Genomic DNA, 25,990 nt, shown 5'->3' on the forward strand with positions numbered 1-25,990 from the left:
CAGATTATCCACCTCGTGGTTGGGGTTCTAGTGCTCACGGGAATCGGTAGCAATTCATCTTATTTCTTCAGCGGGCGCGTGCCAAGACAGAAAGGCCCACGGCGTTGTGATCTTTTCCGCGTAGGTTCCTGCTCACTGGTTCGGGACGCCGAGGGACGGAATATCGGGCATGTCCGGCAGCGAAGGGATCGAGTATTCACGGGGCTGGGAATCCGGAGTTTCCACATCCTTGAGCTGATTCAGCAAGTCTTCGTCGAGGACGCTATCCTGGCTTGGATGACGGGGCTCCGGTGGCGAATCCAGCGAACCCTCCACTCCCGATATGAGCAGCCCCAGCGAAGCAGCTGCGGCAAGCAGTCCGGCGAACAGATGCACTCCGATGAAATACAGGCCGCCGATATTGCCGCGCAGCATGGCCCAGTTCCGGTTTTTGGCCGAGGAGCTGACAGCCAGCCCGTAGGCGAAGGCATTTTCCTTGAACCCCAGGCGGACTTGGGCTGCCAGCAAGGAGACTCCGGGTACCAGCAGTCCGGCGGCCACCGATCCGGCTGGCACGGCAGCGATCCTGCTTTCATTGGCCAAGCAAATCCCTAAGAGCACTAGCTGGATGAGCGCCAGGCACGCCCGCTTCCAGAAGCCAGCCGCGTGCAAGCCGCTGCACCGGACCAGGTACCGGCGTTGCTCGTGGCGGTCGGAGCCCTTTCTTGGCGGGCCAGCATTTTCTTGCAGGATCCACAGTGCTCCTAGCTGGCTTGCCAGCACACCGAGCAGCATCACGATGATGCCAGCCACCGGCAGGAAACAGCCCAGGGCCGCTCCGCTCGTGCTCAGGAGCCAACCAATCCGGTAGGAGCGAATAGCTCGGGGCAGTTTGGGGAAGCGCGCATCAATGTCCTTGGCGTAGCCGGCGGGCAACGACCTGGCCGCCTTCTTGTTCCACCATCCAAAGAGCCCGGCCACGATGGCAATGGCGGCAATCGCCAGCAGTGCCCCGGTTCCACCAGCCCGCTGCCCCAGGGCGGCGGCAACTGCCAGCACCGGAGTGAAAAGCCAGAACCGATTAGCGTAGGCAGTTTGCTTCGCAACGAAGGTTTCCGCGTAGTCCTGATGCAGGCCTTCGTTCATCGGATCCATGGATATCAATCCACGCAGCACATCGCCTTGTTCCCCGACGATTTTTTCGCCATTGCCGATACTTCCGGCCGCCCGCAACAGCCCCTGGTGATTGGGGTCGATCTGCAGCCCGGATTGGAGGAATCCGAGAGCCGCCAGGTTGTCATCTTGGGCTTCGGCAGCAATTGCCGCGCCCTGGTAGTAATCGGGGTTCCCCGGCTCCAGCCGAATCGCGTGCTCGATGGCTTGGCGGGCCAGCACCCTGTCATCGTTGCTCCGAATATCGCTGAGCGTGATCATGCTCAGCCAGTAGTGCCCGTTGCCGTATTCCGGTTCCGTTTCGATTACCTGCCGGATCGCCAGCAGCGCCTCCTCCCGTCGATGCTGGCGCATCAGGGCGATGGCCAGGCACTCCCCGGCCACCGGGTTGGCAGGATCCAGATTCAGCCCGGCTCTGGCAGCGGACTCCGCTTCGGCCCACTGCTTGAGGCTCAAATGGCATGACGAATAGAGGATCCAGAAGGCAGGGACCTGATGGTGCTCGTTGAGGTTATCCTTCAGCAAGGCAATCGCTTCGGTTTCCCGTCCGATCGCCAGGTGGTGGGTGATCCGGTGATGCAGTCGCTCGAATTCCATGCGGTGTACTCCCCCGGTGCTTTCTAGAGCATGTTCTGCGAAACCAGATACTCGGATAAATCATCGTAGCGGCCATGCTGGTTGCTGAAGCGCACCACATTTCGCGCGGATTCCAGCCACGGGAAAGTCGACGCCTTGATTTCCGCCAGGGCAGTTCTGATATGGCCCATGTCCAAGGGGAGAACCTCGTTGCGCTCGATGGATTGCATCATTGCCTTCTCGGCGGCAGTGGTGCACACGTGCTCCAGGTCCGCGCCCGAGAATCCGTCGGTCTGTGCCGCAATCCATTCCAGGTCGATTCCGGCAATCGGGCGGTTCTTCAGGTGGTACCGCAAGATGGACTCACGTGCCGGCGCGTCCGGCGGAGTCACCAGCAGGGTCCGGTCCAACCGGCCTGGACGCAGCAGTGCTTCGTCCAGGTCCCATGGGTGGTTGGTAGCCCCCAGAACGTAAAGGCCATCGTTGTTTCCCGCAAGCGAATCCATCTCGATCAGCAGCTGATTGACCATCTGGCGCATCCACGCGCCCGATCCAGTCAGCGAACCGCGGCGGATGCCGATGGCATCAATCTCATCGATGAAGAGAACCGTTGGAGCATTCTTGCGGGCCTGGTCGAAAATCGCCTTGAGCCGCTTTTCCGTTTCACCGATGTAGGAGTCAACCACATCGGTAATGGTGACAGACATGAAATTGGCTTTCAGCTCACCGGCCACCGCGCGAGCCAGGAAAGTCTTGCCGCATCCCGGTGGCCCATACAGCAGCAGCCCGCCGCGCAATGATTTGCCAAAAGCCTTGGCAATTGCGGCGTTGCGCATCGGTGCCAGGAAGGATTCGTGCAGGCGGTCCTTGACCGCCTGCAAGCCACCCACATCATCCAGGGTGACTCCCGGTCCGGCCGGGTTCTCGATGGGAGCTTCCGGAACATCGGACCCCGCATCTGAATGCAGTGGGACCCGTCCTTCAATAAAGGGCGCCGGCAGCGAACTGCCGAGTTCCTTGGAACCTGCTTCCCAGTCGTAGCCTGGTGGCGTATCGTTCTGCTGGTTTCCAGCCGGCGCGGCATCCGCTGCGGGTGCGACGGGCGCCTGCGGGGCCATCGTTGCGGCCATCGACGCGCTGATCGCTCCAAGCATTCCCAGCGCGGACGCGTTCCCCGGATCCTGCTGCAGCACGATGCTGACATGGGACAGCGCTTCGGCGGATCGACCGGCACCATCGAGCTGTTCAGCCAGGTGCAATCGCAGGGCATGGTCGTCCGGCGCTGCTTCTACGGCCCGGAGAAGGCTAGCAATAAGGGCATCGTTCATTCTAGGGCCGCTCCACGGTTGAAGGTCTCGGTCTGTTGCCTCTGCTGGTTAAAGCATCCAGCGGGTATCGCTAGAAACGACACCCGCTGGAATTATACGTCGCAGACCCGACTGTTCGCTGAGCGCACCCAGTGCCTAGTAGGCCTTGACTCCCTGCTCTACCACCAAATGGATCAACGCGAATTTCTTGTTTTCGTCAATGGCCTTCAGCGCATTTTCCAGGGCAGCCGGGACATCTGAATCATTCTCGACGCGGACGCCGAACCCGCCGAAGGACTGCGCCATCAGCGCGAAGTCGGGGTTGGCCAACTGGGTTCCGGAAACCCGTTCCGGGTACTGGCGTTCCTGGTGGGTGCGGATGGTGCCGTACTGCTGGTTGTCCATGACGATCACCAGCGGGGTGGCGCCGTACTGGGCAGCGGTAGCCAGCTCCTGGCCATTCATCAAGAACTCGCCGTCACCTGCGATGGTCACCACGCGGCGCCCCGGGTAGTTCAGCGAAGCGGCGACGGCGGAAGGAATCGAGTAGCCCATGGAACCGTTGCGTGCCGAGAGCATCGAAGCGTAGCCGTTGGTTGGGAAGTAGCGGTGGGCCCAGTTGGTGTGCTCGCCAGCGCCGAAGGTCACCAGGGCGTCTTCGGGCAGGGATCCAACCAGATTAGCCATCATGGTCGCCATCCTCGCCTGGCCCGCGGAAGGCTGCGCTGGTGGAAGTTCGGCGAACTTCTCCTGCTCGCCGCGCATCCGGGAAGTCCACTCCTTCCAGGATTCCTTGACCGGCAAATCCATCAGCAGCAGGTCGCGAACGAAGACATCGGGCTTGGCGACAATCTGGTGCGATACCGGGCCGGAACGTCCGCGCAGCGACGGGTCGATGGTGACCAGGAAGTTCTTCTTGTCCCAGTTCTGGCGGACATTGAAGCCGTCGGTGATGACGTCGCCTGGAACCGTGCCGACGAAGATCAGCAGATCAGTCTCTTCCAGCAGGTCATAGGTCGGCTTGGGGCGGCCGTAGCCGATCGGGCCAACATAGGATGGCGAGTTGAAAGGCACGGTACCCTCGCAACGCCATTCGGCAGCGGCTGGCAGGTCGTGTTCCTCGAGCCAACGAGTGAAGTCCGCTGCGCCTTCGTGGGACCAGTCGTTGCCGCCGAAAATGAACAGCGGCTTATCCGCTTCCTGCAAGGCAGTATTCAGCGCCTTCCAGTCGGTCACGGTCATGCCGCCGGTAGCCACCGGGATTTCCGGATGGACTTCGGCGGAAACTTCGTTGCGGATGATGTCTTCTGGCAGGCCGACGACCACCGGGCCCGGGCGTCCGGACATGGCAGCGAACATGGCCTCGGCGACGACTTCGCTGGCGCGATCGGCGTGGTCCAGGATCATCACGCGCTTGGCGCCGGTGCCGAACCATGCCTTGGGATCGAATTCCTGGAAGGCTTCCTTTTCACGGTGCTCGAACGGGATCAGCCCCACGAATAGCACCAGCGGGGTCGAATCCTGCCATGCGGTATGCAGGCCGACGTGGGCGTTGGCAGCTCCCGGGCCACGGGTCACCATGGCAATGCCGGGGCGCTGGTGCATCTTGCCTTCGGCTTCGGCCATGTAGGTGGCTCCGCCTTCGTGGCGGCAGACCACGGTTTCGATTGGCGAGTTGTGCAGCCCATCAAGGACATCCAGGTAGCTTTCACCCGGCACCACGTAGGCGCGTTCCACGCCGTGCGCGGCAAGCGTGTCGACAATGACGTGTCCGGCCGACTTCTTTGTCAGGCCCTGACCATTTTCACTCATCTTCTAGGCGTCTTTCTGGTTTCGAGAAATCGTCTGACGCAACGGCGGAGAAAACGGCCCTGCTGGCCAATGATGCAACGCTGCGTCAACGTGAAACAGTACTAAACAAGCTGCGATTGCACACATTGCCGATCGAATGCTACGCATATGTGACACGATGCCGTATGTGAATCATATTTGAGTGCAAAATGTCTAGAAAGTTTCACTGAATGGAACGGTTTGCTTCGTCACATTGCGGCTGGCCAGAGCAGTGCGGTGGGCAATGTTCGCGATTTCCGTTGATCGGCAGCGTCAGCGCTAGTAGCCTGTGATGCAACAAAAGTTTACTTAAGGTAAGCGCTGCTTTTATCCGGACATCGAGGTTCTCCATGGAATTCATCAACGGCGCGATTGTCGCCGCCTACCTGGCCGCAATGCTGGCCTTTGGCTGGTGGGGCAAATCCCGCACCAAGAACAGCAGCGACTATCTGGTGGCCGGCCGGCGCCTGGGCCCCTTCCTCTACACCGGAACCATGGCGGCGGTGGTGCTCGGCGGAGCCTCGACCGTGGGCGGCGTTGGCCTGGGCTACAAGCACGGGATCTCCGGCATGTGGCTCGTGGTGGCTATTGGCGCAGGCGTGATCCTGCTGTCGCTGGCTTTCGCCCCGACGCTGCAGAAGCTCAAGGTCTTCACCGTTTCGCAGATGCTGACCCTGCGCTACGGCAGCGCGGCGGCAACCAATACCTCCGGCATCGTCATGCTGGCCTACACGCTGATGCTCTGCGCCACCTCAACCAGCGCCTACGCCACCATTTTCGTGGTGCTCTTCGGCTGGGAGAAATGGATGGCCATCGCCATCGGCGGCGCCATCGTAGTCATCTACTCCACTATCGGCGGCATGTGGTCCATCACCCTGGCCGACCAGGTGCAGTTCGTCATCAAGACCGTCGGCATCTTCGCCCTGATGCTGCCATTCTCCATGAATGCCGCAGGCGGCATGGATGGCATCCGCGAGCGCGTGGGCGCCGAATTCTTCAGCTTCACCGGCATGGGGCTGCAGTCGATCATCACCTACTTCGTGGTCTACACCTTGGGCTTGCTGATCGGCCAGGATATCTGGCAGCGCGTTTTCACCGCCAAAACCCCGAAGGTCGCCCGCTGGGGCGGGATGACCGCCGGCATCTACTGCATCTTCTACGGTGCTGCCGGCGCACTGATTGGCATGGCCGCGAAGGTGGCGCTGCCGAACATCGCCGGCGCGGCGGATAACAAGGACGTGGTTTATGCCGAGGTCGCCACTCAGTTGCTGCCCGTTGCGGTGGGCGGATTGGTCATGGCCGCGGCCGTGGCCGCGATGATGTCCACCGCCTCCGGTGCGCTGATCGCCGCCGCCACCGTGGCCCGCACCGACGTCACCCCATTTGTCGCCAGCTGGTTCGGCAAGCACTTGGAAGTGAATACCGATGAGAACCCGGAGCATGACGTGCGCGCAAACCGCATCTGGGTCATGGCCTTGGGCGTCGTGACGGTCGCGCTGGCGATCTTGGTGGATGACGTGGTCGCAGCATTGACCATTGCCTATGACATCCTGGTGGGCGGATTGCTGGTGGCAATCATCGGCGGCCTGCTGTGGAAGCGCGGCAACGGCCTTGGCGCTACGGCCTCCATGGCTGCCGGATCGATAGCTACTTTGGGCACCATGATCATCTTGGAGATCCAGGCCGAGAACAAGTTCGACGGCGTCTATGCCAATGAGCCGATCTACTATGGCCTGATCGCTTCGGCAGCAGCGTTCATTGCTGTTTCGCTATTGACCAAGTCGACGGACCGACAGGTGATTGAGCACTGGAACCTGCGGGTTGCGGGCAAGATCCAGGACGCTCCGATCAATGCCACGGCACAAGAGCCTACGCTCTAGTCCGCCAGGAATACCGAGTCGAGCAGATAGATTCGAGCCCTGTGCCCAGCGGTGAAAACCGCTGGGCACAGGGCTCGTTTGGTTCATCGAGCTTCCGTTCTTGGAACCGGCGCCCCATTTTGCCGCTGGCGCTTCCCACGAGGATAGGGCATCCAAAAGTGCTTCCGGTTCGCTGGCGACCACCAATGAGTCACGGAACTTCGGGGCCAGGAAACCCTGATCCGTCATGTGATCCAGCATGCTCAGCAGCGGCTGCCAGAATCCGTCGACGTCCAGGAGTGCTACCGGTTTTGCGTGGATTCCAAGCTGTTGCCAAGTCCATACTTCAAAGAGCTCTTCCAACGTTCCGGCGCCACCAGGCAGGGCGACAAAACCATCAGCCAGTTCTGACATGCGGTGCTTGCGAGCATGCATGTCGGGCACAACTTCCAAGCTCGTTAATCCTGGATGCGCCAGTTCACCATCAACCAGGACCTGCGGCATAACTCCGAAAACGTCTCCACCGGCCGCTCGGGCAGCATCAGCAATTGATCCCATCAGGCCTACCCGTCCGCCGCCGTAGACGATGGCTCGACCCGAGGCAGCAACAGTGCGCGCGAAGTTTTCTGCCGCCTGCTCATAAATAGGTGAATTGCCCGAAGCGGAGCCGGTGAAAACTGCCAGCCTTCGAATCTTTCGGTGCTGGGCGGCCAAGACTGGGAAGACCACGTCTTTGAGCAAAGGAGCGAGCTCGTCCAGTTCCGCTAATGGGTCAATCCACCGCAGCTGTTCAATTTCGGCCAGAGGTTCAGCAATCGGTACCAACGGATGTTCAAATACGGTGGCTTGAACGCTATGCCCTTCTTCGTTAGCCGCCGGGGCCGTGAAGGTTCCAATGAGACGCAGCAATGCTGAATCCAAGCTCACTCCCAGCTCTTCGCTCACTTCTCGCATCGCTGCATCAATAGCCGCTTCCCCTGGCTCTGGCTTGCCACCAGGGAACATGAATGATGCCGTACCCCGTTTGCGGACTGTCAGAACCTGCCCCGCATCGTTTCTGAAAATGACGGCGCTGACAATAATCTGTTCTGGCATTCGAGTTCCTTCTTGGTACATCCGCATACTGGTTGCGCCTGTTCGGCACAACCGGCAGGCACCATTCAATCCTAGAGTTTCATCTGGGTGTGACTGGATCTCGTGGCCAACATGCTTTGGCGCTACGCAAACGAAAAAGAGCCGCCGCAGTTCATCAGCTGATGAACTGCGGCGGCTCCTTGGCTACAGGAACTAGTCCTGGATCAGATCGTGGCGCACGATGGTCTGATCGCGGTCCGGTCCCACGCCGATGGCGGAGATGCGGGTGCCGGAGATCTTCTCCAGGGCCAGGATGTAGTTGCGGGCGTTCTCCGGAAGCTCTTCCATGCTCTGCGCACCCGAGATGTCCTCGGTCCAGCCCGGGAAGTACTCGAAGATCGGCTTCGCGTGGTGGAAGTCGGTCTGCGTCATCGGCATTTCGTCGTGGCGCACACCGTCAACGTCATAGGCCACGCACACCGGGATCTGCTCAATGTTGGTGAGCACATCCAGCTTGGTGACGAAGTAGTCGGTGAAGCCGTTCACGCGCGAAGCGTGGCGAGCCAGCACGGCGTCGTACCAACCGCAACGACGCGGGCGTCCGGTGTTCACGCCGAATTCGCCACCGGTCTTCTGCAGGTAGAGGCCCATGTCGTCGAACAGCTCGGTAGGGAACGGACCAGCACCCACGCGGGTGGTGTAGGCCTTGATGATGCCGATGGAGCGGGTGATGCGGGTCGGGCCGATGCCCGAACCCACGGACGCGCCACCAGCAGTCGGGTTGGAGGAGGTCACGAATGGGTAGGTACCGTGGTCCACGTCCAGGAAGGTGGCCTGGCCGCCTTCCATCAGCACGACCTTGTCCTCGTCCAGAGCCTTGTTCAGCTCGTAGGTGGAGTCGATGACCAGCGGGCGCAGGCGCTCGGCGTAGGAGAGGAAGTACGAGACGATTTCCTCGACCTCGACGCTGCGGCGGTTGTAGATCTTGACCAGCAGCTCGTTCTTCTGGCGCAGTGCGCCTTCGACCTTCTGGCGCAGGATGGACTCGTCGAAGACGTCCTGCACGCGGATGCCCAGGCGTCCGACCTTGTCCATGTAGGCGGGGCCGATGCCGCGGCCGGTGGTGCCGATGGCCCGCTTGCCCAGGAAGCGTTCGGTGACCTTGTCCATGGTCTGGTGGTACGGGGCCACCAGGTGGGCGTTGGCCGAAACGCGCAGCTTCGAGGTGTCGGCGCCGCGCGATTCCAGGCCGTCGATTTCTTCGAAGAGGGCTTCAAGATTCACCACGCAGCCATTGCCGATAATCGGAGTGGCGTTCGGGGAAAGGATACCGGCAGGAAGGAGCTTGAGCTCGTACTTCTCGCCGCCTACGACCACGGTGTGCCCGGCGTTGTTGCCGCCGTTTGGCTTCACTACATAGTCGACCTTGCCACCGAGCAGGTCGGTAGCCTTTCCTTTGCCTTCATCGCCCCATTGGGCTCCGACGATCACGATTGCTGGCATGGGATCCTCCCCCTTGCTTAAAGCAGCGGTTGCGGCGTGCTTAGCGCCGTCCCGGCACGGTGCCGGACAAAAAATATGCCCCTGTCCTGCTCACTGAAACCTGAAGGTCCGTTGCAAGAGTTAGGGGCTCTTACGACCAAAGTTTACCGAAACGATTAGCGAATCTCGAGTTGCACGTCACGATGTCGCCCACGCAGGCCATAAGCGACAACCAGAAAAGCTATTCCCGCGAAGAGCACGGCAATGGAAACAACGTACAGGGCAATGACGGGGTATCCCTGATCCGGGTCGAGGAACGGGTAAGGAACCCATCCATCGGACGCTCCGCGAATCAGCACTACCCCGGTCCAGAGCAACGGGTAAATCAGCAATAGCGGCACCGCCCGGTAGGACAGGGAAGTACGGTCCCTGGCCAAGAGCCAATCGGCCAGAACCAGCAGGGGACCGAGAATATGCATTACCCAATTCGCCCAAGGAAGCGGAACCCCGCCTGCGGCCCCTAAGGGTGCCAGCAGCGTGAGGTAGATCAGCCCGACCACGACCATGCACACGCTCGCCATGGCACGCAGGCCCACAACCCAGCGGGGCATCGAAGCACCCTTGGCTAGGCCCATCAGTCCTGCGATAAGCCCGACCAGAACCACCACCAGATTCGACTGAATGGTGAAGTAGCCAAAGAAATTCAGTGGCTGCACCGGGCCCCGTGAGGCAGTGTCGGCGTAGGTCGCCACGATAGCGCCCAGGGTGGCCAGCGCCCACAGTATCCGAGCCAGGTTGAGGAAGCGCAAGGCGGTTTGACGGGTCTTCACCCTGGAAGACTATAGCCAGCTGCTGCCTCATCCAAGGATTCATGCGTAGCTGCTCGGAGATTCCGGAACTTTGCCGGCCGTCAAAACCGCCCGGGAGAACTCTCGCGATGCAACAATTATTCCAAAACCAGCCAAGGGCTTGACCCTGACACAGTGTGAGGGCGGAGAACTGAAGCATGCTATCCATCGGGGCGTTTGCGCAGATCGGCCAGGTTACCCACCGCATGCTGCGGCACTGGGATACCGCCGGGGTGCTCAAGCCCGCCCACGTAGACCCGTGCAGCGGCTACCGTTCCTACGACCCTTCCCAGCTCCAGCGCTTGCATCAGATCGTGGCCTTGCGCGAGCTGGGTTTCGGCCTGGAAGAGGTTTCCCTGATCCTGGATCAGGGAGCCACCGCGGAAAAGATTGCTGAGCACTTGCAGAATCGTGCCGCGCAGGTCGAGGCCGAACACCGGCTGGCCACGCAGCGGCTGCAGGATGTGCAACGGCGCCTGCGCTTGATCTCAAAGGAGAATCTCATGTCACGCATTGAAATCATCCACAAGCCACTGCCCGCAGTGCGCTTGGCCGCAGGCCGCTTCACGGTGTCCGAGCAACCTGAAATCGCTGGTCGCATCGGCCCGCTCTTCGACAGAATCGCGCAGTCCATTCAGGGCCAAAGCCTTGCCACGCCCATTGCGCAATACAACGGAACTGAGGATGGAGTAGAGGTCATTGCCGGATACGCCACTAACGCTCCCAACCTCGCCGATGTCGAAATCATCGAGCTCCCCGCGGTGCCCGAAGCCATCTGCGGAGTGCACCTCGGCTCCATGGACACCATCCATGAAAGCTGGCAGGCCGTGCACGAAGAAGTCCTAGCCCGCGGTTTGGTTCCGACCGGTCCGTGCCGCGAAGTCTACGTGCGTGCCATCTCCGAAGACCAAGGTGATTGGGTGACCGAACTGCAGCAGCCGGTAGGCGTTTCTCAACCCACCAGCTGATGCGGGGCCTCCAACAGGTCCCCCGCCACGCTGCGCGCGGCACCGACCAGCGCACCTGTTTGGCCCAGCGGCGAGCACAGCAGTCGAGCCTGGCCGGCGATGCTCGGCGCGTGCATCTGGAGGCTGGCTTCCATGGCAGGACGTAGCCACTGTTCCAGGGCGGCAAAGTGCCCGCCAAAGACTACCGTGGAAACGTCATACAGGCGCATGGCCGAGGCCACCGCAATTCCCAAGGATTTTCCGGCCTCGGCTACCGCGCTCAGCGCGGGTTCGGTTCCGGTTTCCAGCGCTTGGAATAGCTGGTGGATCCGCCGTTGGCGCGAGGCGCTATCGACCATCGCCCCTAGATCAGCGGCAGCCAGGATCGCTTCCTGCCCGGCAATGGTTTCCAAGCATCCACGACCGCCACAACTGCAGGCCCTGCCCTCGGGGGCAATCACCACATGCCCGAGTTCACCGGCGTGTCCCTGGGGACCGGCAAAAAGTTCAGCGTCGATTATCAATCCGCCACCGATGCCCACTTCCCCGGAGACAAACAGGAAGTCGCGTTCTTTGACGTCCATCAACTGCTGCTGGGCCAGCGCTGAGGCGTTGGCTTCGTTAAAGAGCCTGAAGCGGGTTTTGGCGTCGGGCAGCAATGCTGCGACATCCAGGTCTTGCCGCTCCCAGCCGAGGTTAGGGGCCTGCAGGACGGTGTACCGCTCCTCGTTGACCAAACCAGGAACAGCCAACCCGCCGCCGAGAATCATTAGCCCTTGGGCCCGGGCGGCAGCTTGGAGCCTTTGACTCAGCTCTCCCAGCGCAGCGAGCACTTCGCTGGCTGTTGAGCTGTGGTTGGCACTGGGCAGGATTTCGTGTGCCAGCAGTTTGCCGCTGAGGTCCACCAGCCCGGCGGCTATGTAGTCAACGTTGATTTCCATGCCCATGACACAGCGTGCGGGGTTCAGGATGAGCCCCACCGAGGGCCGCCCGCGTTCCCCGTCGCGGTGCACGCCAATTTCGATAACTAGTCCGGCCGCCAGCAAATCGGCGACCAGGCTGGAGACCGAGGCCTTGGTGAGCTGGCTGAGTTGGGCGATATCGGCGCGTGATAACCGCTGGTCTTCCCCTGCGCCTGCGATCACCGATAGGACCCTGGCCAGGTTGGCTTTGCGCACGTCTCCGACGTTACCCGGGGCCGAAGAGCTTGCGGCACGGGCGCTAGACGCTGGTTGGCGCATGCCTTCTCCTTGAGAATTTTTTGGGACGAATCGTTCACTGCTCGCTATTGACTCTAGCGCATCACCACCCATATAGTTCAGGACATAAACTAAATGGCATCAGCCAACCCCCGATCCAAGGATGCATCCCATGACTCTTCAGCCAACCGCCGCCGACCGCTTCACTTTTGGACTGTGGACCGTGGGATGGACCGGTGCCGATCCCTTCGGTGTCGCCACCCGCAAGAACCTGGATCCGGTGGAAGCTGTCCACAAGCTGGCCGAGCTCGGCGCCTACGGCATCACCTTCCACGACAACGACCTGATTCCTTTTGACGCCACCGCTTCCCAGCGCGAGCAGATCCTTTCGGACTTCCGTGCAGCACTCAAGGAAACCGGCCTGAAGGTCCCGATGGTGACCACCAACCTGTTCAGCCACCCGGTATTCAAGGATGGCGGCTTCACCTCCAACGACCGCTCGATCCGCCGCTTCGCGCTGGCCAAGGTCCTGCACAACATCGACCTGGCAGCCGAAATGGGCGCCGAAACCTTCGTCATGTGGGGCGGCCGCGAAGGCGCCGAGTACGACGGCTCGAAGGACCTGGCCGCGGCACTTGACCGCATGGGCGAAGGCGTGGACACCGCAGCCGGCTACATCAAGGAAAAAGGCTACAACCTGCGCATCGCGCTGGAGCCGAAGCCGAATGAGCCACGCGGCGACATCTTCCTGCCAACCGTAGGCCACGGCCTGGCCTTCATCGAGAAGCTGGAACACGGGGACATTGTCGGATTGAACCCGGAGACCGGCCACGAGCAGATGGCTGGCCTGAACTTCACCCACGGCATCGCCCAGGCGCTGTGGGCAGGCAAGCTGTTCCACATCGACCTCAACGGCCAGCGCGGCATCAAGTACGACCAGGACCTGGTCTTCGGCCACGGCGATCTGACCAGCGCCTTCTTCACCGTCGACCTGCTGGAGAACGGCTTCCCGACCGGCGGACCCAAGTACGATGGCCCCCGCCACTTCGACTACAAGCCATCGCGCACCGACGGCTACGACGGCGTGTGGGACTCGGCCAAGGCCAACATGTCCATGTACCTGATGCTCAAGGAACGCGCACAGGCATTCCGCGCAGACCCCGAGGTCCAGGAGGCGATGAAGCTCTCGGGCGTGTTCGAGCTGGGCGAGAGCACCCTGGACGCCGGCGAAACCGCGCAGCAGCTGATGGACGATGCGGCAAGCTTCGCCGACTTCGACGCCAACGCCGCAGCGCAGCGCAACTTCGCGTTCATCCGCCTGAACCAGCTGGCCATCGAGCACCTGCTCAACGCCCGCTAGACCGCTCACCCCCGCCCACCGCAGAAAGCAGCCGAAGAACAATGACGCTCGTTGCCGGCATAGATTCATCCACCCAGTCATGCAAGGTGGTCATCCGCGACGCCGCAACAGGCGCCCTGGTCCGCTCCGGCCGTGCCTCGCACCCCGATGGCACCGAAGTGGATCCGGAATCCTGGTTCAGCGCATTGCAGGAAGCGATCGCCCAGGCCGGGGGCCTGGACGACGTGGACGCCATCTCGGTGGGCGGGCAGCAGCATGGCATGGTGGTGCTCGACGCCAGCGGTGCGGTGATCCGCCCGGCACTGCTGTGGAACGACACCCGCAGCGCGCAGGCGGCCAGCCAGATCATCACCGAGGCAGGCCAGGGCGATGCCGCGGCGGGCGCCCAGTACTGGGCACAGCGCACCGGCACCGTCCCGGTCTCCTCGATCACGCTGACCAAGCTGCGCTGGCTGAGGGACAATGAGCCCCAGAACGCGGCCAAGGTCGCTGCCGTCTGCCTGCCGCACGACTGGCTGTCCTGGCGCCTGGCCGGCTACGGCCCGGGCTCCGGGGCAGCAGGGCTGGCCGCCCTGCGCACCGATCGTTCGGATGCCTCGGGCACCGGCTACTACCGTGCCGCCGAAAACGCCTATGACTACGAGGCGCTGGAGCAGCATCTGGGCCACGCCCCGATTCTGCCTACGGTCGCTGGCCCGCTGGAATCCATTGGCCGCACCACTTCCGGAGCACTGATCGGTGCCGGCGCGGGCGATAACGCCGCGGCCGGCTTGGGCGTAGGCGCCACGGTGGGCGACGTCGTCATGTCCCTGGGCACCTCCGGCACCGTCTTCGCGGTTGCCGATTCCCCATCGGCAGATGCCTCCGGCCTGGTGGCAGGCTTCGCCGACGCCACCGGCAACTACCTGCCATTGGTATGCACCCTGAATGCCACCCGCATCTTCGATGCCACCGCCACCCTGCTGCAGGTCAGCCTCGAAGAATTCAATGACCTGGCACTATCCGCCGTCCCGGGTAGCGACGGGCTGGCCTTGCTGCCCTACTTCGACGGCGAGCGCACCCCGAACCTGCCAGAGGCCACCGGCTCGCTGCATGGCATCACCCGAGCCAACTACACCGCCGCGAATCTGGCCCGCAGCGCCGTGGAAGCGGTGGTTTGCTCGCTAGCCGACGGCCTGCGCGCACTGGAAGCCCAAGGGGTTGAAGCGCAGCGCATCATCCTTGTCGGCGGTGGCGCGCAGTCCCGCGCGGTCCAGCAGATCGCCGCCCAGATCCTGGGATTGCCAATTTTGATCCCGGCCCCGGGCGAATACGTCGCCGATGGCGCAGCCCGCCAGGCGGCCGGCGTACTGGCCGGGGAATTCCCCCACTGGGCACAGGGCACTGCCCAAGTCCCGGCGATGGAACCGGCCCCGCAGGTACTGGAACGCTACCGCGCACTGGTTTCCAGCCAGTGGCTCGACAAGTAGGGAATAGCCTTGGAACTGCGCAACAGGGAACTGAACTGGGCCGGAAATCTTGAATACCGGGCCAAAGAACTGCTCTACCCCACCAGCCTTGAACAGTTGCGGAACCTGGTGCGTGCTGCAAAATCCGTGAAGGTCTTGGGTTCGCGCCATTCATTCAATGACATCGCCGATACCGAGGAGCTGATGATCTCTCTGGCCAAGATGCCAGAAGCCATCGAGATTGATGAGCTGGCCATGGCCGTGCGCGTCAGCGCCGGCACCACCTACGGCGCCCTGGCTGATGCACTGCAACGCGCCGGCTATGCCCTGCACAATCTCGCCTCCCTGCCGCATATCTCGGTTGCCGGGGCGGTATCCACGGGAACCCACGGTTCCGGCGAAACCCATGGCAACCTCGCCACCGCCGTGCGCGCGGTGGAACTGGTGCTGGCCGATGGCTCGCAGCTGAGCGTGAAGCGCGGCGGCGAGGATTTCAATGGCATCGTGGTCGGCCTGGGTGCGCTGGGCGTGCTGACCCACCTCACCTTGGATATCGTGCCCAGCTTCGAGGTGGAGCAGACCGTCTACCAGGACCTGTCCTGGGACAAGGTGCTCGAGGACTTCGACACCATTCAGGCTTCGGCCTACAGCGTCAGCCTGTTCACTGACTGGAGCGGCGAGCAGGTAGGCCAGGCCTGGCTCAAGCGCCGCGTTGGCGACGCGCTGGCAGAGCATATTGACCAGGGCCGATTCGGCGGGTTCCCGGCGACCGCTGCGCTGCACCCGCTGCCCGGCGCCGACGGCGGGATCTGCAGCATCCAGTTGGGCCAGGCCGGTGCATGGTCGGATCGCTTGGCGCATTTCCGCATGGACTTCACCCCCAGTGCCGGCGATGAATTGCAGACCGAATACCTGGTTCCGCGCGAGCACGCAGTCGAAACGATCCAGGCTGTCCGCAGTCTTTCTCCTGCCATCACTCCCCTGCTGCTGGTCTCGGAAGTACGCACCATTGCCGCCGATGACCTGTGGCTCAGTGGAAACTACGGCCGTGACGGCATTGCCTTGCACTTCACGTGGAAGCCCCAGCAGGAGGCTGTCGAGGCGCTCCTTCCACGGATCGAGGAAGCATTGGCACCTTTTGCGGCACGTCCGCATTGGGGCAAGCTCTTCGCAGCCACCGGCGCGCAACTGGCCGGGCTGTATCCGAAGTTCAACGACTTCATTGCCTTGGCGCAGCGCCTGGATCCGTCCGGCAAGTTCCGCAACGGCTTCCTGAACCGCACGGTGTTTGGAACCTGAACGCGCACAGGCGTTGCGACTAGACTTGTCACCATGGCATTGACTCAGTTAACGGTCGTGGACACCGCGGTCGGCATCCTGCAACAGTTCGGGTTGGCTGATTTGTCGATGCGCCGATTGGCCAAGGAACTCGATGTCCAGGTCGGTGCGCTCTACTGGCATGTGAAGAACAAGCAGGAGCTGCTGGCGCAGGTTGCCGCCCAGCTGCTGAACACCCCTGCGCTGTCGGTGGTTGCCGAGGACTACAATTCCCCATCCGAGGCAATCCTGCAGCTGGCGCGCAAGCTCTACCTCGCGTTGCTGCCGATCCAGGACAGCCCCGAGGTCATCGAAGTCGCCACCGCAATGCAGGCCACCGAGCTCCAGCCGGTGCTGCAGCTTCGCACCCTGCTGGAAGCAGCAGGGCTGCCTGCCGAAAATGCCCGCCATGGACAGCAGCTGCTGCTGAACCACGTGCTCGGCTCGGTCGCCTACCGCCAGAACCTCGTGCAGCTCGATGTCGATGCACCCCTGGCTGACGGCTTCGACTGGGGCCTGCAGCGGGCCGTTGCCGGCCTCATCGGCTAGCGCCTCGCGCCGGGGCGTCCTCAACCAAACTTGCCAGGTAGTCCTTCGCTTCCTGCACCGAGTCGACAAGCAGCCAGGCTGCTTTGCACTGGATCTCCAGTTACGCGAACTCGGCCAAGGCCATATCAGCCACCCAACGCGCAATCACTGGCGTGCCGCACATCCGAGCGGCGGCGATCCGTTCCTGCGCGAAATCCTGGTACGGTTGGGCGTCCTGCGCGCCAGGTCGTGGAGCACTGCCATGGCAACAGCTCCGGCAGTACACCCTTGCTCGATCGCATCATGCGTCAATTCCTTGTTCACGGCTCCCTCCTGGAACCGCTGGCATGTGCTTGCGGCCGGACGCAGGCCGTTCTTTCCGCCATGGGTTTTGCGCCTTCGAGGGATCCTGATGAGCCGGAGGCAAGGCCAGCGGGATGAATTTCCATTCTGCTCTTCGAGCTGGTCGTATCGTTCCCGCGCTTGTCCGATGCCGGGCATATGTTTCACTGTCCGGCACAGGAGCGCATCGATCGGTGCGCGCACGGTCTTGCCTATCGGCGCAACGCGGCACTCGACTGCTACCGGACTAGCCGCCACTGGGCAGACCGGCCGCTGGCTGCCGGTCCGAAAGGCTGCTGAGCTAGCTCAGCTTGCCGCCGGATGCTTCCAGATAGCAGGCAGCGCACAGCGACTCGTACCAGACCTCTTCACCGTCGATGGCGACCTGGTCTCCGTCAAAAACAATGTGGTCACCTGATCTGCGGGTATTGAACATGGCCTTGCGCCCGCAACGGCAGATGGTCTTCAGCTCTTCAAGCGAGTGCGCCAGTTCCATCAAGCGTGCCGACCCCGGGAAGGCGCGGGTGCGGAAGTCGGTACGGATACCGTAGGCGAGCACCGGAACATCATCGAGCACGGCGATGCGCAGCAGATCATCGACCTGGGTTCGGGAGAGGAATTGCACCTCGTCGACCAGCAGGCAGGCTACCGGCGGCGCATCCACATGCGGCAGCAAGGCATCAGGGTCATCGCCGAGGCAATGGGCCGCGAACTTCTCGCGGAGGTTCTCTTCCGGCCCCACGCTGAAGTCGACTTCCCGTTCAATGCCCAGGCGGGAAACGATTGATTTCTCGCCCTTGGTGTCGACTCCCGGCTTGGCCAGCAGGATACGCTGGCCGCGTTCTTCGTAGTTGAAGGCAGCCTGCAGCAAGCTCGTGGATTTGCCCGAGTTCATCGCTCCGTAGCGGAAATACAGCTTGGCCACCATTGCTCCTCGAAAGTTGCGGTGCCTGCCAACTGGCAGGCCCCTTAAGATCTTAGTGCCCGCGCCGCGGATCGCCAGCGAACCGGCGCCGCGGACGGTTGCCCTGCTATTTCACCGCAGGCTGTTTCTTGCCGGCGAAAACCAGCCTGTAGAGCACCGACATCAAGATGACGAAGGGAACACCGAAAATCAGGGTGTACTTGAATTCCGGCACGAAGAACGAGGTCACCAGCAGGCCGGCGAGCAGTACCGAGCCGAGAATCGACGCGGCCGGGTAGCCTGGCAGCTTGTATTCCAGGACGGCCCGGTCCAGGCGCACCTGGCGGCGGAAGGACACGTGGGTCACCAGGATCATGAACCACGTCGCCAGGGCACCGAAGGTAGCCAGCGACATCATGATGCCGAAGCCTCCCTCCGGAACCAGCGCGTAGACCAGTGCTGCCACGGCGATGCCTCCGGCAGACATCCACACCGCGTGGATAGGAGCGCCCGCACTGTTGGTCCGGTGTGCCAGGCGCGGCGCGTGCCCGGAATCAGCCAGCGAATGCAGCATGCGGGTTGCCGCATAGAGCTGGGCGTTCATGGCCGAGAGCGCGGCAATGATGAGCACGAAGTTCAGTACCGAATCGGCGAACGGGATACCCATCTGGGACATCACAGTGACAAATGGCGATCCTCCGGCCAGCAGTTCGCTGGTGGGCGCCACCGCGAGGATCAGGGCCATGGTGAACACGTAGAAGAGCAGCAAGCGCAGGAAGGAGACCTTGAAGGCCTTGCGTACGGCAATCTTGGGGTTCTTTGCTTCTGCGGCGGCAATGGAGATCGCCTCGATGCCCATGTAGGAGAAGATCGCCACGATGACAGCGGTCCACATGCCGAACAGGCCATTGGAGAAGAAGCCGCCTTCGGCCGAGTAGTTATGGAACCCGTATTGGTCGCTGGGGTCGTGGAACACCAGCCAGAGGGCAATGATGATGAACGCGACCACCGCGAAGACCTTGATCGCGGAGAACCAGTATTCGGTGGTTCCGAAGATCTTCACGCTGGAGAAGTTCACGCCCAAAAGCGCGGCCGAGAAGACAAGGACCCAAACCAGCCCTGGAATCTCGGGGAACCAGTACTGCATGTACTCGCCTACCGCGCTGACTTCGGTGCCCACGGCGAAGATCAGCGCAGACCAGTACAGGTACTTGGTCAGGTACCCGGCGAAACGTCCAAGATAGCGTTCGGCGTAGACCCCGAAGGAACCGGCCACCGGCTGCTTGACGGTCATTTCCGCCAATGCGCCCATGACCAGCAAGGCGACGACCCCGCCAATGAGGTAGCTGATGATCACCGAGGGACCGGCCATGGCGATGGCGAGCTTGCTGCCCGCGAAAAGACCGGTGCCGATGGCACTGCCCAGCGCGATCATGGACATCTGCCCAGGAGTCAGCGACTTCTTCAAACCCGAACCGAATTCAGTGGCGCGTACCGGCTGCTTGCCCAACGATGCTCCCTTTAGACCTATGCGAACAGCACGGCATCGAAAATGCCGTGCTGTTGTTAAGGTTACTCTCGCGCAGATTCGCCGGCTTCGGCGCACCAAGACCCGAAAGCGGCGGAATTTGCGTTATGTCACGGCATTACGCACGGCGTACTCTTCGCGCTGCCAGGCATTGGTGTGCAGAATTTCACGCAGCTTCTCCACGGCGTCCCAGATATCGGTACGCGTCAGGTACAGCGGGGTGATGCCAAAGCGCAGGACTTCCGGTTCGCGGTAGTCCCCGATAACGCCCTGGTCAATGAGCGCAGCGATGATTTCGTACCCATGCTCATGGCGGAAGCTGACGTGGCTGCCGCGAGCAGCATGTTCGCGTGGAGTCACCAGTTCCAGGCCGTAGCCGGCGCAGCGGGTTTCAACCAGCTCGATGAACAGGTCCACCAGCTCCAGCGAGTTGGCGCGCACCTTGTCCATGTCCGCTTCCAGCGCGATATCCAGGCCGACCTCGATCATGGCCAGCGAAGTAACCGGCTGGGTACCGCACATGAAGCGGCGAATGTCATTTGCTGGAGTGTAGCTGCCAGCCATCTCGAAGGGCGACTTGTGCGACCACCAGCCGGACAGCGGCTGCCAGAAACGTTCATGGTGGCGGGCATTGACCCAGATGAAAGCCGGAGAACCCGGGCCGCCGTTGAGGTACTTGTAGGTGCAGCCCACGGCGTAGTCTGCATCTGCGGCATTCAGGTCAATCGGCACTGCACCCGCGGCATGGGCCAAGTCCCAGACCACCAGGGCTCCGGAGCCGTGGATTGCTGCGGTGGTCTCGTCCATGTCCCACATGGAACCGGTGCGGTAGTTCACGTGCGACAGGGCAACCACGGCGACAGTCTCGTCCAGTGCAGCGCGCAGCGACGCCTCGCCATCGATGAGCTTCACTTCATAGGCCACACCTGTTTCCTGCGAGAGCGAGTTGACCAGATCAGCCAATCCCTCGGCGATATAGATATCTGTTGGGAAGTTGTCGCGTTCGGTGAGAATCACCCGGCGCTGCGGGGCATCAGCCTTCTGCGTGCGCAGTGCCGATGCCAAGGCCTTGAACAGATTCAGTGTGGTGGTATCGGTGATCGCGGTTTCGCTGGGGTTCGCACCCAGCAGCCGCCCCAGCTTGTCGCCGAGCTTCAGCGGCATCTCGAACCAGCCGGCGGTGTTCCAGGAACGGATCAGGCCCTGGCCCCATTCTTCGGTCACCACCTGGGCGGCACGTTCGGCCGCACCCTTCGGCAACGCGCCCAATGAGTTGCCATCGAGGTAGATGACGCCTTCCGGGAGGTTGAAGCGGTCGCCAAAGGCCACCAGCGGGTCTGTCGCGTCCAACTGGGCAAGGGTCTCTCGGGTCAGTTCCGTGGTCATTGGATCTCCTGTTCAGCCAAGATCAAAGCGGGAGAACTTCCGTTCTCGATGGTGTTTCCATCGTAGAATCAGATTCGATATAGTGCGACTAAATCTGAACTTTCCCAAAGAATTGAGTTGATCAACCGTGGCAGGTTCATTATGGACAGTTCAAGGCGACGCCAAGCCGAATCCTGTTCGTGTAGACGAAGCGGATTTGTCCATTCTCGCCGAGCTGAGCAAGGATGCTCGAATTGCCAATAACGTCCTGGCTGCAAAAGTCGGCCTGGCGCCGTCCACCTGCTTGGGCCGGGTGAAAGCCCTCTCCAAGGCGGGGGTGATCACCGGCTACCATGCTGCGATCAATGAGCAACTTCTTGGCGTGGCCGTCAACGCCATGATCTCTATTGTGGTCTCGTCCACAGCCCGAGACCGCTTGCTCTCCTCGGCGCATCAGCTCAAAGAGCTCGCCGAGGTCAAGGAAGTCTTCGTTCTTGGCGGCTCGCCGGATTTGCTGGTTCGGGTGGCTACCCGAAGCATCGAAGACCTACGGGCATTCGTGGCCGCGCACTTGGGCTCCAACCGCGCGTTCTCATCCACCCAGACGGTAATTATCTTCGAGCACCTGGCCTAGCCGAGACAGGCTTTTTGTCATCTAACGGCGTCTCTCATCTATATCTCATTTATTTCAGCCACAATGAAAAACATGGGAAAGGAAGCTTTGCGCCGCGTCTTTGCGACAATCGCTGTAATCGCAGTCGTATTTCTTGGCGCGTTCGGAATCAGCCAAGCCTTGGAAGGCCCGGCGGACCGGGACCTCGGTGAAGGGTTCATCTTCGAAGAAGTGACTCCTTCCCCGACAATCGGCACACCTAGCACTCCTTCCTCTTCACCTTCTTCCTCGGCGGCTGAATCCCAAAAGCCGTCCTCCAGCCCGAGCACCTCTGCCAAGCCGAAAACCTCGGAAAAGCCTAAGCCCAGCGCTACCCCGACACCGAAGCCCAAGCCGAAACCTCCAGCACCAGCACCGCCAAAGAAGACCGTTGTCCCGCTGCCTCCTTCGGGCACCCAGTACGACGACGATGACGACGATGACGACTACGAAGACTATGACGACGACGATGACGACTAGAGCGCCGGAACGCCGGTGGTCCATCCGGGCCCGAGTTCTGACCGGGATGATGCTCCTGGTTGGCTTGGCCTTGCTGGCAGCGGGTACGGCAAGCTTCGGCGTACAACGCCACGAACTCAATGAGCGCTTGGATGAGTCATTGACTCGCACCGTCAAGGAATTCGAAGTTCTTACCGAAACCGGTGTTGATCCGCGCACCATGGAACGCTTCAAGCACGCTGAAGACCTGCTCTACATAGCAATGCAGCGCACCTTGCCCTCCCCGAAGCAGGGCATGCTCTCCCTGGTCGGTGACGAGGTGCGTTGGACCGCACCGGATATCGTCAACACCCGCCTGGAAGATGATCCGGAATTCCTCGAATGGGCCAGAAGCATCCAGGACGCCAACCATATCCGTTTGGGAACTGTCGACACGGACATCACGACCTACCGTGCCGTCGTTGTTCCGGTTAGCCTTCCTGCAGACCACGAGCATGGCGCGTTCGTGCTGGCCTACGACTACTCTGCCGAGGCCATCGCCAACGACCGCAACTTCATGATCTATGGTGCCGTCGGCGCCTCGGTCATGCTCGTGGCCGCGCTGGCCGCCTGGCTTGTGGTTGGCCGAATGCTCGACCCGATCCGCCGCCTGCAAACTACCGCGCAGCAGATCTCGGAGACCGACGTATCCCAGCGCATTGAAGTTTCCGGAAATGACGAATTCGCCGAATTGACGGTCACCGTCAACGAAATGCTGGATCGCCTTGAAGGCGCGCTCAGCTCCCAGCGCCAGCTGCTCGATGATGTCGGGCACGAACTGCGCACGCCGGTGACTATCATCAACGGGCATCTGGAATTGATGGATCCCAACGATCCGGACGACGTTGCCCAGAGCCGCGATATCGCCATGGACGAGCTCGGGCGCATGTCCTTGCTCATCAATGACCTAGTCACCCTGGCAAAGTCCAACCGCACGGATTTCCTCCAGGTGGAACCGGCAGAAGTCGGCAAGCTGCTTGACGACATCCTCGACAAAGCCCGTGGCCTGGGTCCGCGCCAGTGGCGCGTGGACTACCGCACCGAGGCCACCGTGGCTCTCGACCCGGTCCGGACCACCCAGGCCATGCTGCAGCTCTGCGCCAACGCGGTGAAGTTCTCTGCTGCGGATAGCCGTATCGGCTTGGGCAACGAGATCGTGCGCGATGGGCATGGCAACACCACCTTGCGCTGGTGGGTATCCGATGCGGGCGTGGGCATCCAGGCTGAAGATCTTGAACGTATTTTCGAGCGCTTTGGACGGGGCCAGAACTCTGTTCGTTCTTCGGGGTCCGGCCTGGGGCTGAACATCGTGCAGGCCATAGCGGAGACCCACGGCGGACGCGTGTGGGTGAACTCGGAACATGGCAAGGGTTCGACGTTCTACATTGACATGCCGTTGACGACTGGAAGCAAGGAAGCATGAGCCAGATACTGATCATTGAAGATGAACCGCGAATCAGTTCGTTCGTAGCCAAGGGGCTGCGTGCTGCGGGACTGACCTCATCCATCGCAGAAACCGGGCATGATGGCTTCACCCAGGCCATTGACGGTGACCATGAGCTGATCATCCTCGACCTCGGCCTGCCGGATGAAGACGGCTTCTCGGTATTGCGGCGTCTGCGCGCCGCGCAGATCGATACTCCGGTGATCATCCTGACCGCACGCGGCAGCGTGGAAGACACGGTAGCCGGCCTGCAGAACGGTGCCGATGACTACATGGCCAAGCCATTCCACTTCGATGAGTTGCTAGCGCGGGTGCGCTTGCGCCTGCGCGCCGAGGACAACGCACCCGAGGTTTCCTCACTGGCCCACGAAGACTTGAACATGGACCTGCTGCGCCGCCGGGTGACGGTCAATGAGCGCGAAGTCGACCTTTCCGCGCGTGAATTCGCGCTGGCCGAAGCCTTCTTGCGCAACCCCGGCCAGGTGCTGAGCCGCGAGCAGTTGCTTTCCCGGGTCTGGGGCTATGATTTCGATCCAGGGTCCAACGTGGTGGATGTGTATGTCCGCTACCTGCGCAACAAGCTCGGCTCGGAACGTTTTGAGACGGTACGCGGATTCGGCTACCGACTCGCCTCCGAGCGCTAGCCGAATCCTGCACGGAATCTAGCGCAACGTCGGGTCCGGAACGAAGCTCTGCTGGAGCAAACGGCTCCAGCGATTGGCCGGCAGCTGCGGGTTCAGCAGTGCAATGCCGATGCAATACTTGGACATCGATACCTCTCGGATGCCCAGCTCGGCCAAGGCCTGGTCCGACGCGCCCCGGCCATCAGCGGACTTGGTCTCCACGACAACCAGGTCCGGTCCGTCAACCCTCGAATCGCCGTTGGCGTATTCCAGTTCAACGTCGCAGGTCAGCCGTTCGCCATCGATGGGGTTCACGAAAGTTGCACGCCGGTAGGCACTGTCCAGCACAGGTTGCAGTTGGGGCACGTCCTGCCCGTACTCGCTGCGCAGGACCGATTCCAGGAACTCGAGGTTCTCTTCGGTCAGCTCGCCGGCGCTGTCCAGATCCTGCTCGACGCGATGCTTCACCGTCGAGCCGCGAAGCCCCTTGGTCTTGATCTCGAACATCGACAGCCCGGTGTCAGCATAAGTGCGCGAGCGCACCTTGTATCGCCGTCGCCGCCCCTGGCGGTGGGCGCGGTACTGGTCGTAGTCCTCGGTATCGAAATACACCGATTCGTAGCGGAAGGTGCGCAGGCCATCGATCTGCATGATCTTGAATTGATCGCCCAAGCGCTCGGATAATGCCGTGAACTCCTCTGGGGCCAACAGGAACTTCTTGTCGACTCGGGTCTGCAGCGCCGCTTCGGAGATCACGTCTTCGAGACTGATCGGCTCCCGGCCGATGACGGCTTCTTCAAGAGCCGCGCGCGCCTGGGAGGCAACGACGTCCGCGCTCTTGGTTGCAAGCGCAGTCATCAGGACCACGTCTCCTGCTTGGCTCCGTTCTGCGCTGCCGGTGCGGACTGGCTGTTCGCCAATTCATAAGTGCCGGAGAAGCTCTCGGATGCGCTGGACTTGGCATTGGACTTGCTGCCGGCAGCGTTGGTACGGAAGCGGACATCAACGATGGTCAGATCGCGAACCATGTCCAGCTCGACAACTACGGTTCGCAGCACCTTGGCATCCAGCAGTTCTTCCAATGCAGCCTGCAGATCCGCCTTCTTCGGGTAGGCACGTTCCAGGGTCACGGTCTGGCGCTCGGTGCGCGGAGCGAAGCTCGGGTGGTCAGCAAGGAACATCACCAGAACCAGGGCCGCGGTGGCCGCTGGAGCCAGCCATGCCGGGTCCGGGTGCAGGCCGTTGACCAAACCAATGGCCAGCGAAATGAAGTAGTAGGCGACTTCTTCCTGGGTCAGCGTGTCTGAGCGAAGGCGAATGATTGAGAGGATGCCGAAGAGCCCCAGCCCCAGCCCCATGCCTGCGCCGCTGCCTGAAAGCAGCAAGGTGACCGCGAAGATTCCCATGCTCAAGGCGATATATGCGAGCACGAGGTCGCGGCGGAAGTGGCGGCGGAAGTATACGAAGTACACCAGAACCGTAATGCCGATGACGTTTGAGGCTAGTCCCGTCCAGAATGACAACATTGCTATCCCTTTCAAAAGTTTGAAGTGATGATCCCTTCTTTATGAACTTTAGGTGAACTAAATGAGTCCAAAAGTAGAACAACATGAGAACGCCCTCATGTTACTGAATAGGTCTTGACTTGCATGTTTGCCTTCTGCTGACGGAGAGTGTGCCGTCTGGCTGGTTTTACTCAGCTTCCGC

At 61.6% G+C, this 25,990-nt stretch carries 22 protein-coding genes; 10 read left to right on the top strand and 12 right to left on the bottom strand.

Annotation, left to right across the window (positions count from 1 at the left end):
• Window positions 1-132: 132 nt before the first annotated feature.
• The 3 genes from CQ012_RS16130 to CQ012_RS16140 form a co-directional block, all read right to left on the bottom strand.
• The gene (locus CQ012_RS16130) at window positions 133-1,749 is read right to left on the bottom strand and encodes a tetratricopeptide repeat protein (RefSeq protein WP_105662637.1); all 1,617 of its coding nucleotides are present in this window, start codon (window positions 1,747-1,749) and stop codon (window positions 133-135) included.
• 23 nt (window positions 1,750-1,772) lie between these two features.
• Window positions 1,773-3,056, bottom strand: a complete 1,284-nt coding sequence (locus tag CQ012_RS16135) for an AAA family ATPase (protein WP_105662638.1) — start codon at window positions 3,054-3,056, stop codon at window positions 1,773-1,775.
• Between the two features lie 135 nt (window positions 3,057-3,191).
• Window positions 3,192-4,847 (bottom strand): thiamine pyrophosphate-dependent enzyme, encoded by a 1,656-nt coding sequence (locus tag CQ012_RS16140; RefSeq protein WP_105657924.1) that lies wholly within the window; start codon window positions 4,845-4,847, stop codon window positions 3,192-3,194.
• Between the two features lie 368 nt (window positions 4,848-5,215).
• On the opposite strand from CQ012_RS16140, the gene CQ012_RS16145 reads away from it, so the two are divergent.
• Complete coding sequence (locus tag CQ012_RS16145) at window positions 5,216-6,745, top strand: sodium:solute symporter family protein (protein WP_105662639.1); 1,530 nt, start codon at window positions 5,216-5,218, stop codon at window positions 6,743-6,745.
• Here the strand turns inward: CQ012_RS16145 and CQ012_RS17795 are convergent.
• The 3 genes from CQ012_RS17795 to CQ012_RS16160 form a co-directional block, all read right to left on the bottom strand.
• A complete protein-coding gene (locus CQ012_RS17795; protein WP_353616152.1) occupies window positions 6,635-7,819 on the bottom strand; it encodes a TIGR00730 family Rossman fold protein in 1,185 nt (394 codons plus the stop codon). The genes CQ012_RS16145 and CQ012_RS17795 overlap by 111 nt on opposite strands.
• A gap of 192 nt (window positions 7,820-8,011) precedes the next feature.
• On the bottom strand, window positions 8,012-9,301 hold the full coding sequence (locus CQ012_RS16155; protein ID WP_105662641.1) for an adenylosuccinate synthase: 1,290 nt from the start codon (window positions 9,299-9,301) through the stop codon (window positions 8,012-8,014).
• Between the two features lie 155 nt (window positions 9,302-9,456).
• Window positions 9,457-10,110, bottom strand: a complete 654-nt coding sequence (locus CQ012_RS16160; protein WP_105657920.1) for a Pr6Pr family membrane protein — start codon at window positions 10,108-10,110, stop codon at window positions 9,457-9,459.
• A gap of 176 nt (window positions 10,111-10,286) precedes the next feature.
• On the opposite strand from CQ012_RS16160, the gene CQ012_RS16165 reads away from it, so the two are divergent.
• Window positions 10,287-11,096: a MerR family transcriptional regulator gene (locus CQ012_RS16165; RefSeq protein WP_105657919.1), complete on the top strand. Its 810-nt coding sequence runs from the start codon at window positions 10,287-10,289 to the stop codon at window positions 11,094-11,096.
• On the opposite strand, the gene CQ012_RS16170 is transcribed toward CQ012_RS16165, so the two are convergent.
• Entirely contained in the window at window positions 11,081-12,316 is a 1,236-nt protein-coding gene (locus CQ012_RS16170) for an ROK family transcriptional regulator (protein ID WP_105662642.1), read from the bottom strand. The genes CQ012_RS16165 and CQ012_RS16170 overlap by 16 nt on opposite strands.
• A gap of 130 nt (window positions 12,317-12,446) precedes the next feature.
• Here CQ012_RS16170 and xylA point away from each other — a divergent pair, with 130 nt between their 5' ends.
• From xylA to CQ012_RS16190, 4 genes are read left to right on the top strand one after another with little or no spacing between them, the layout of a single operon-like run.
• Complete coding sequence (xylA, locus tag CQ012_RS16175) at window positions 12,447-13,634, top strand: xylose isomerase (RefSeq protein WP_105662643.1); 1,188 nt, start codon at window positions 12,447-12,449, stop codon at window positions 13,632-13,634.
• A 41-nt stretch (window positions 13,635-13,675) separates the two neighbouring features.
• Window positions 13,676-15,103 (top strand): xylulokinase, encoded by a 1,428-nt coding sequence (gene xylB / locus CQ012_RS16180; RefSeq protein WP_105662644.1) that lies wholly within the window; start codon window positions 13,676-13,678, stop codon window positions 15,101-15,103.
• Window positions 15,104-15,112: 9 nt separating this feature from the next.
• On the top strand, window positions 15,113-16,381 hold the full coding sequence (locus CQ012_RS16185; RefSeq protein WP_105662645.1) for an FAD-binding protein: 1,269 nt from the start codon (window positions 15,113-15,115) through the stop codon (window positions 16,379-16,381).
• Between the two features lie 33 nt (window positions 16,382-16,414).
• The gene (locus tag CQ012_RS16190; RefSeq protein WP_105657914.1) at window positions 16,415-16,948 is read left to right on the top strand and encodes a TetR/AcrR family transcriptional regulator; all 534 of its coding nucleotides are present in this window, start codon (window positions 16,415-16,417) and stop codon (window positions 16,946-16,948) included.
• Window positions 16,949-17,570: 622 nt separating this feature from the next.
• Here CQ012_RS16190 and CQ012_RS16195 read toward each other — a convergent pair.
• The 3 genes from CQ012_RS16195 to kynU all read right to left on the bottom strand — a co-directional run bounded on the left by CQ012_RS16195 (window position 17,571) and on the right by kynU (window position 21,087).
• Complete coding sequence (locus CQ012_RS16195; RefSeq protein WP_105658007.1) at window positions 17,571-18,194, bottom strand: thymidine kinase; 624 nt, start codon at window positions 18,192-18,194, stop codon at window positions 17,571-17,573.
• 106 nt (window positions 18,195-18,300) lie between these two features.
• Window positions 18,301-19,683 carry an amino acid permease gene (locus tag CQ012_RS16200; RefSeq protein WP_105657913.1) on the bottom strand — a complete coding sequence of 461 codons (1,383 nt, stop codon included), beginning with the start codon at window positions 19,681-19,683 and terminating at the stop codon, window positions 18,301-18,303.
• A gap of 123 nt (window positions 19,684-19,806) precedes the next feature.
• Complete coding sequence (gene kynU, locus CQ012_RS16205; RefSeq protein WP_105662646.1) at window positions 19,807-21,087, bottom strand: kynureninase; 1,281 nt, start codon at window positions 21,085-21,087, stop codon at window positions 19,807-19,809.
• Window positions 21,088-21,214: 127 nt separating this feature from the next.
• On the opposite strand from kynU, the gene CQ012_RS16210 reads away from it, so the two are divergent.
• The 4 genes from CQ012_RS16210 to CQ012_RS16225 all read left to right on the top strand — a co-directional run bounded on the left by CQ012_RS16210 (window position 21,215) and on the right by CQ012_RS16225 (window position 24,304).
• Entirely contained in the window at window positions 21,215-21,700 is a 486-nt protein-coding gene (locus CQ012_RS16210; protein WP_105662647.1) for an Lrp/AsnC family transcriptional regulator, read from the top strand.
• Window positions 21,701-21,772: 72 nt separating this feature from the next.
• Complete coding sequence (locus CQ012_RS16215) at window positions 21,773-22,198, top strand: hypothetical protein (RefSeq protein ID WP_105662648.1); 426 nt, start codon at window positions 21,773-21,775, stop codon at window positions 22,196-22,198.
• Window positions 22,188-23,639: a sensor histidine kinase gene (locus tag CQ012_RS16220; protein WP_286134703.1), complete on the top strand. Its 1,452-nt coding sequence runs from the start codon at window positions 22,188-22,190 to the stop codon at window positions 23,637-23,639. The genes CQ012_RS16215 and CQ012_RS16220 overlap by 11 nt, the downstream gene beginning before the upstream one ends.
• Window positions 23,636-24,304, top strand: coding sequence for a response regulator transcription factor (locus CQ012_RS16225; RefSeq protein ID WP_105657909.1), 669 nt, complete (start codon window positions 23,636-23,638; stop codon window positions 24,302-24,304). The genes CQ012_RS16220 and CQ012_RS16225 overlap by 4 nt, the downstream gene beginning before the upstream one ends.
• Window positions 24,305-24,322: 18 nt before the next feature.
• On the opposite strand, the gene CQ012_RS16230 is transcribed toward CQ012_RS16225, so the two are convergent.
• Both CQ012_RS16230 and CQ012_RS16235 read right to left on the bottom strand, forming a co-directional pair.
• Window positions 24,323-25,141, bottom strand: coding sequence for a polyphosphate polymerase domain-containing protein (locus tag CQ012_RS16230; RefSeq protein ID WP_105657908.1), 819 nt, complete (start codon window positions 25,139-25,141; stop codon window positions 24,323-24,325).
• A complete protein-coding gene (locus CQ012_RS16235; protein ID WP_105657907.1) occupies window positions 25,141-25,809 on the bottom strand; it encodes a DUF4956 domain-containing protein in 669 nt (222 codons plus the stop codon). Before CQ012_RS16235 ends, CQ012_RS16230 begins: the two co-directional genes overlap by 1 nt.
• Window positions 25,810-25,990 lie beyond the last annotated feature (181 nt).

Origin of the sequence: Arthrobacter sp. MYb214, from assembly GCF_002979865.1 — a bacterium.
GTDB lineage: Bacteria > Actinomycetota > Actinomycetes > Actinomycetales > Micrococcaceae > Glutamicibacter.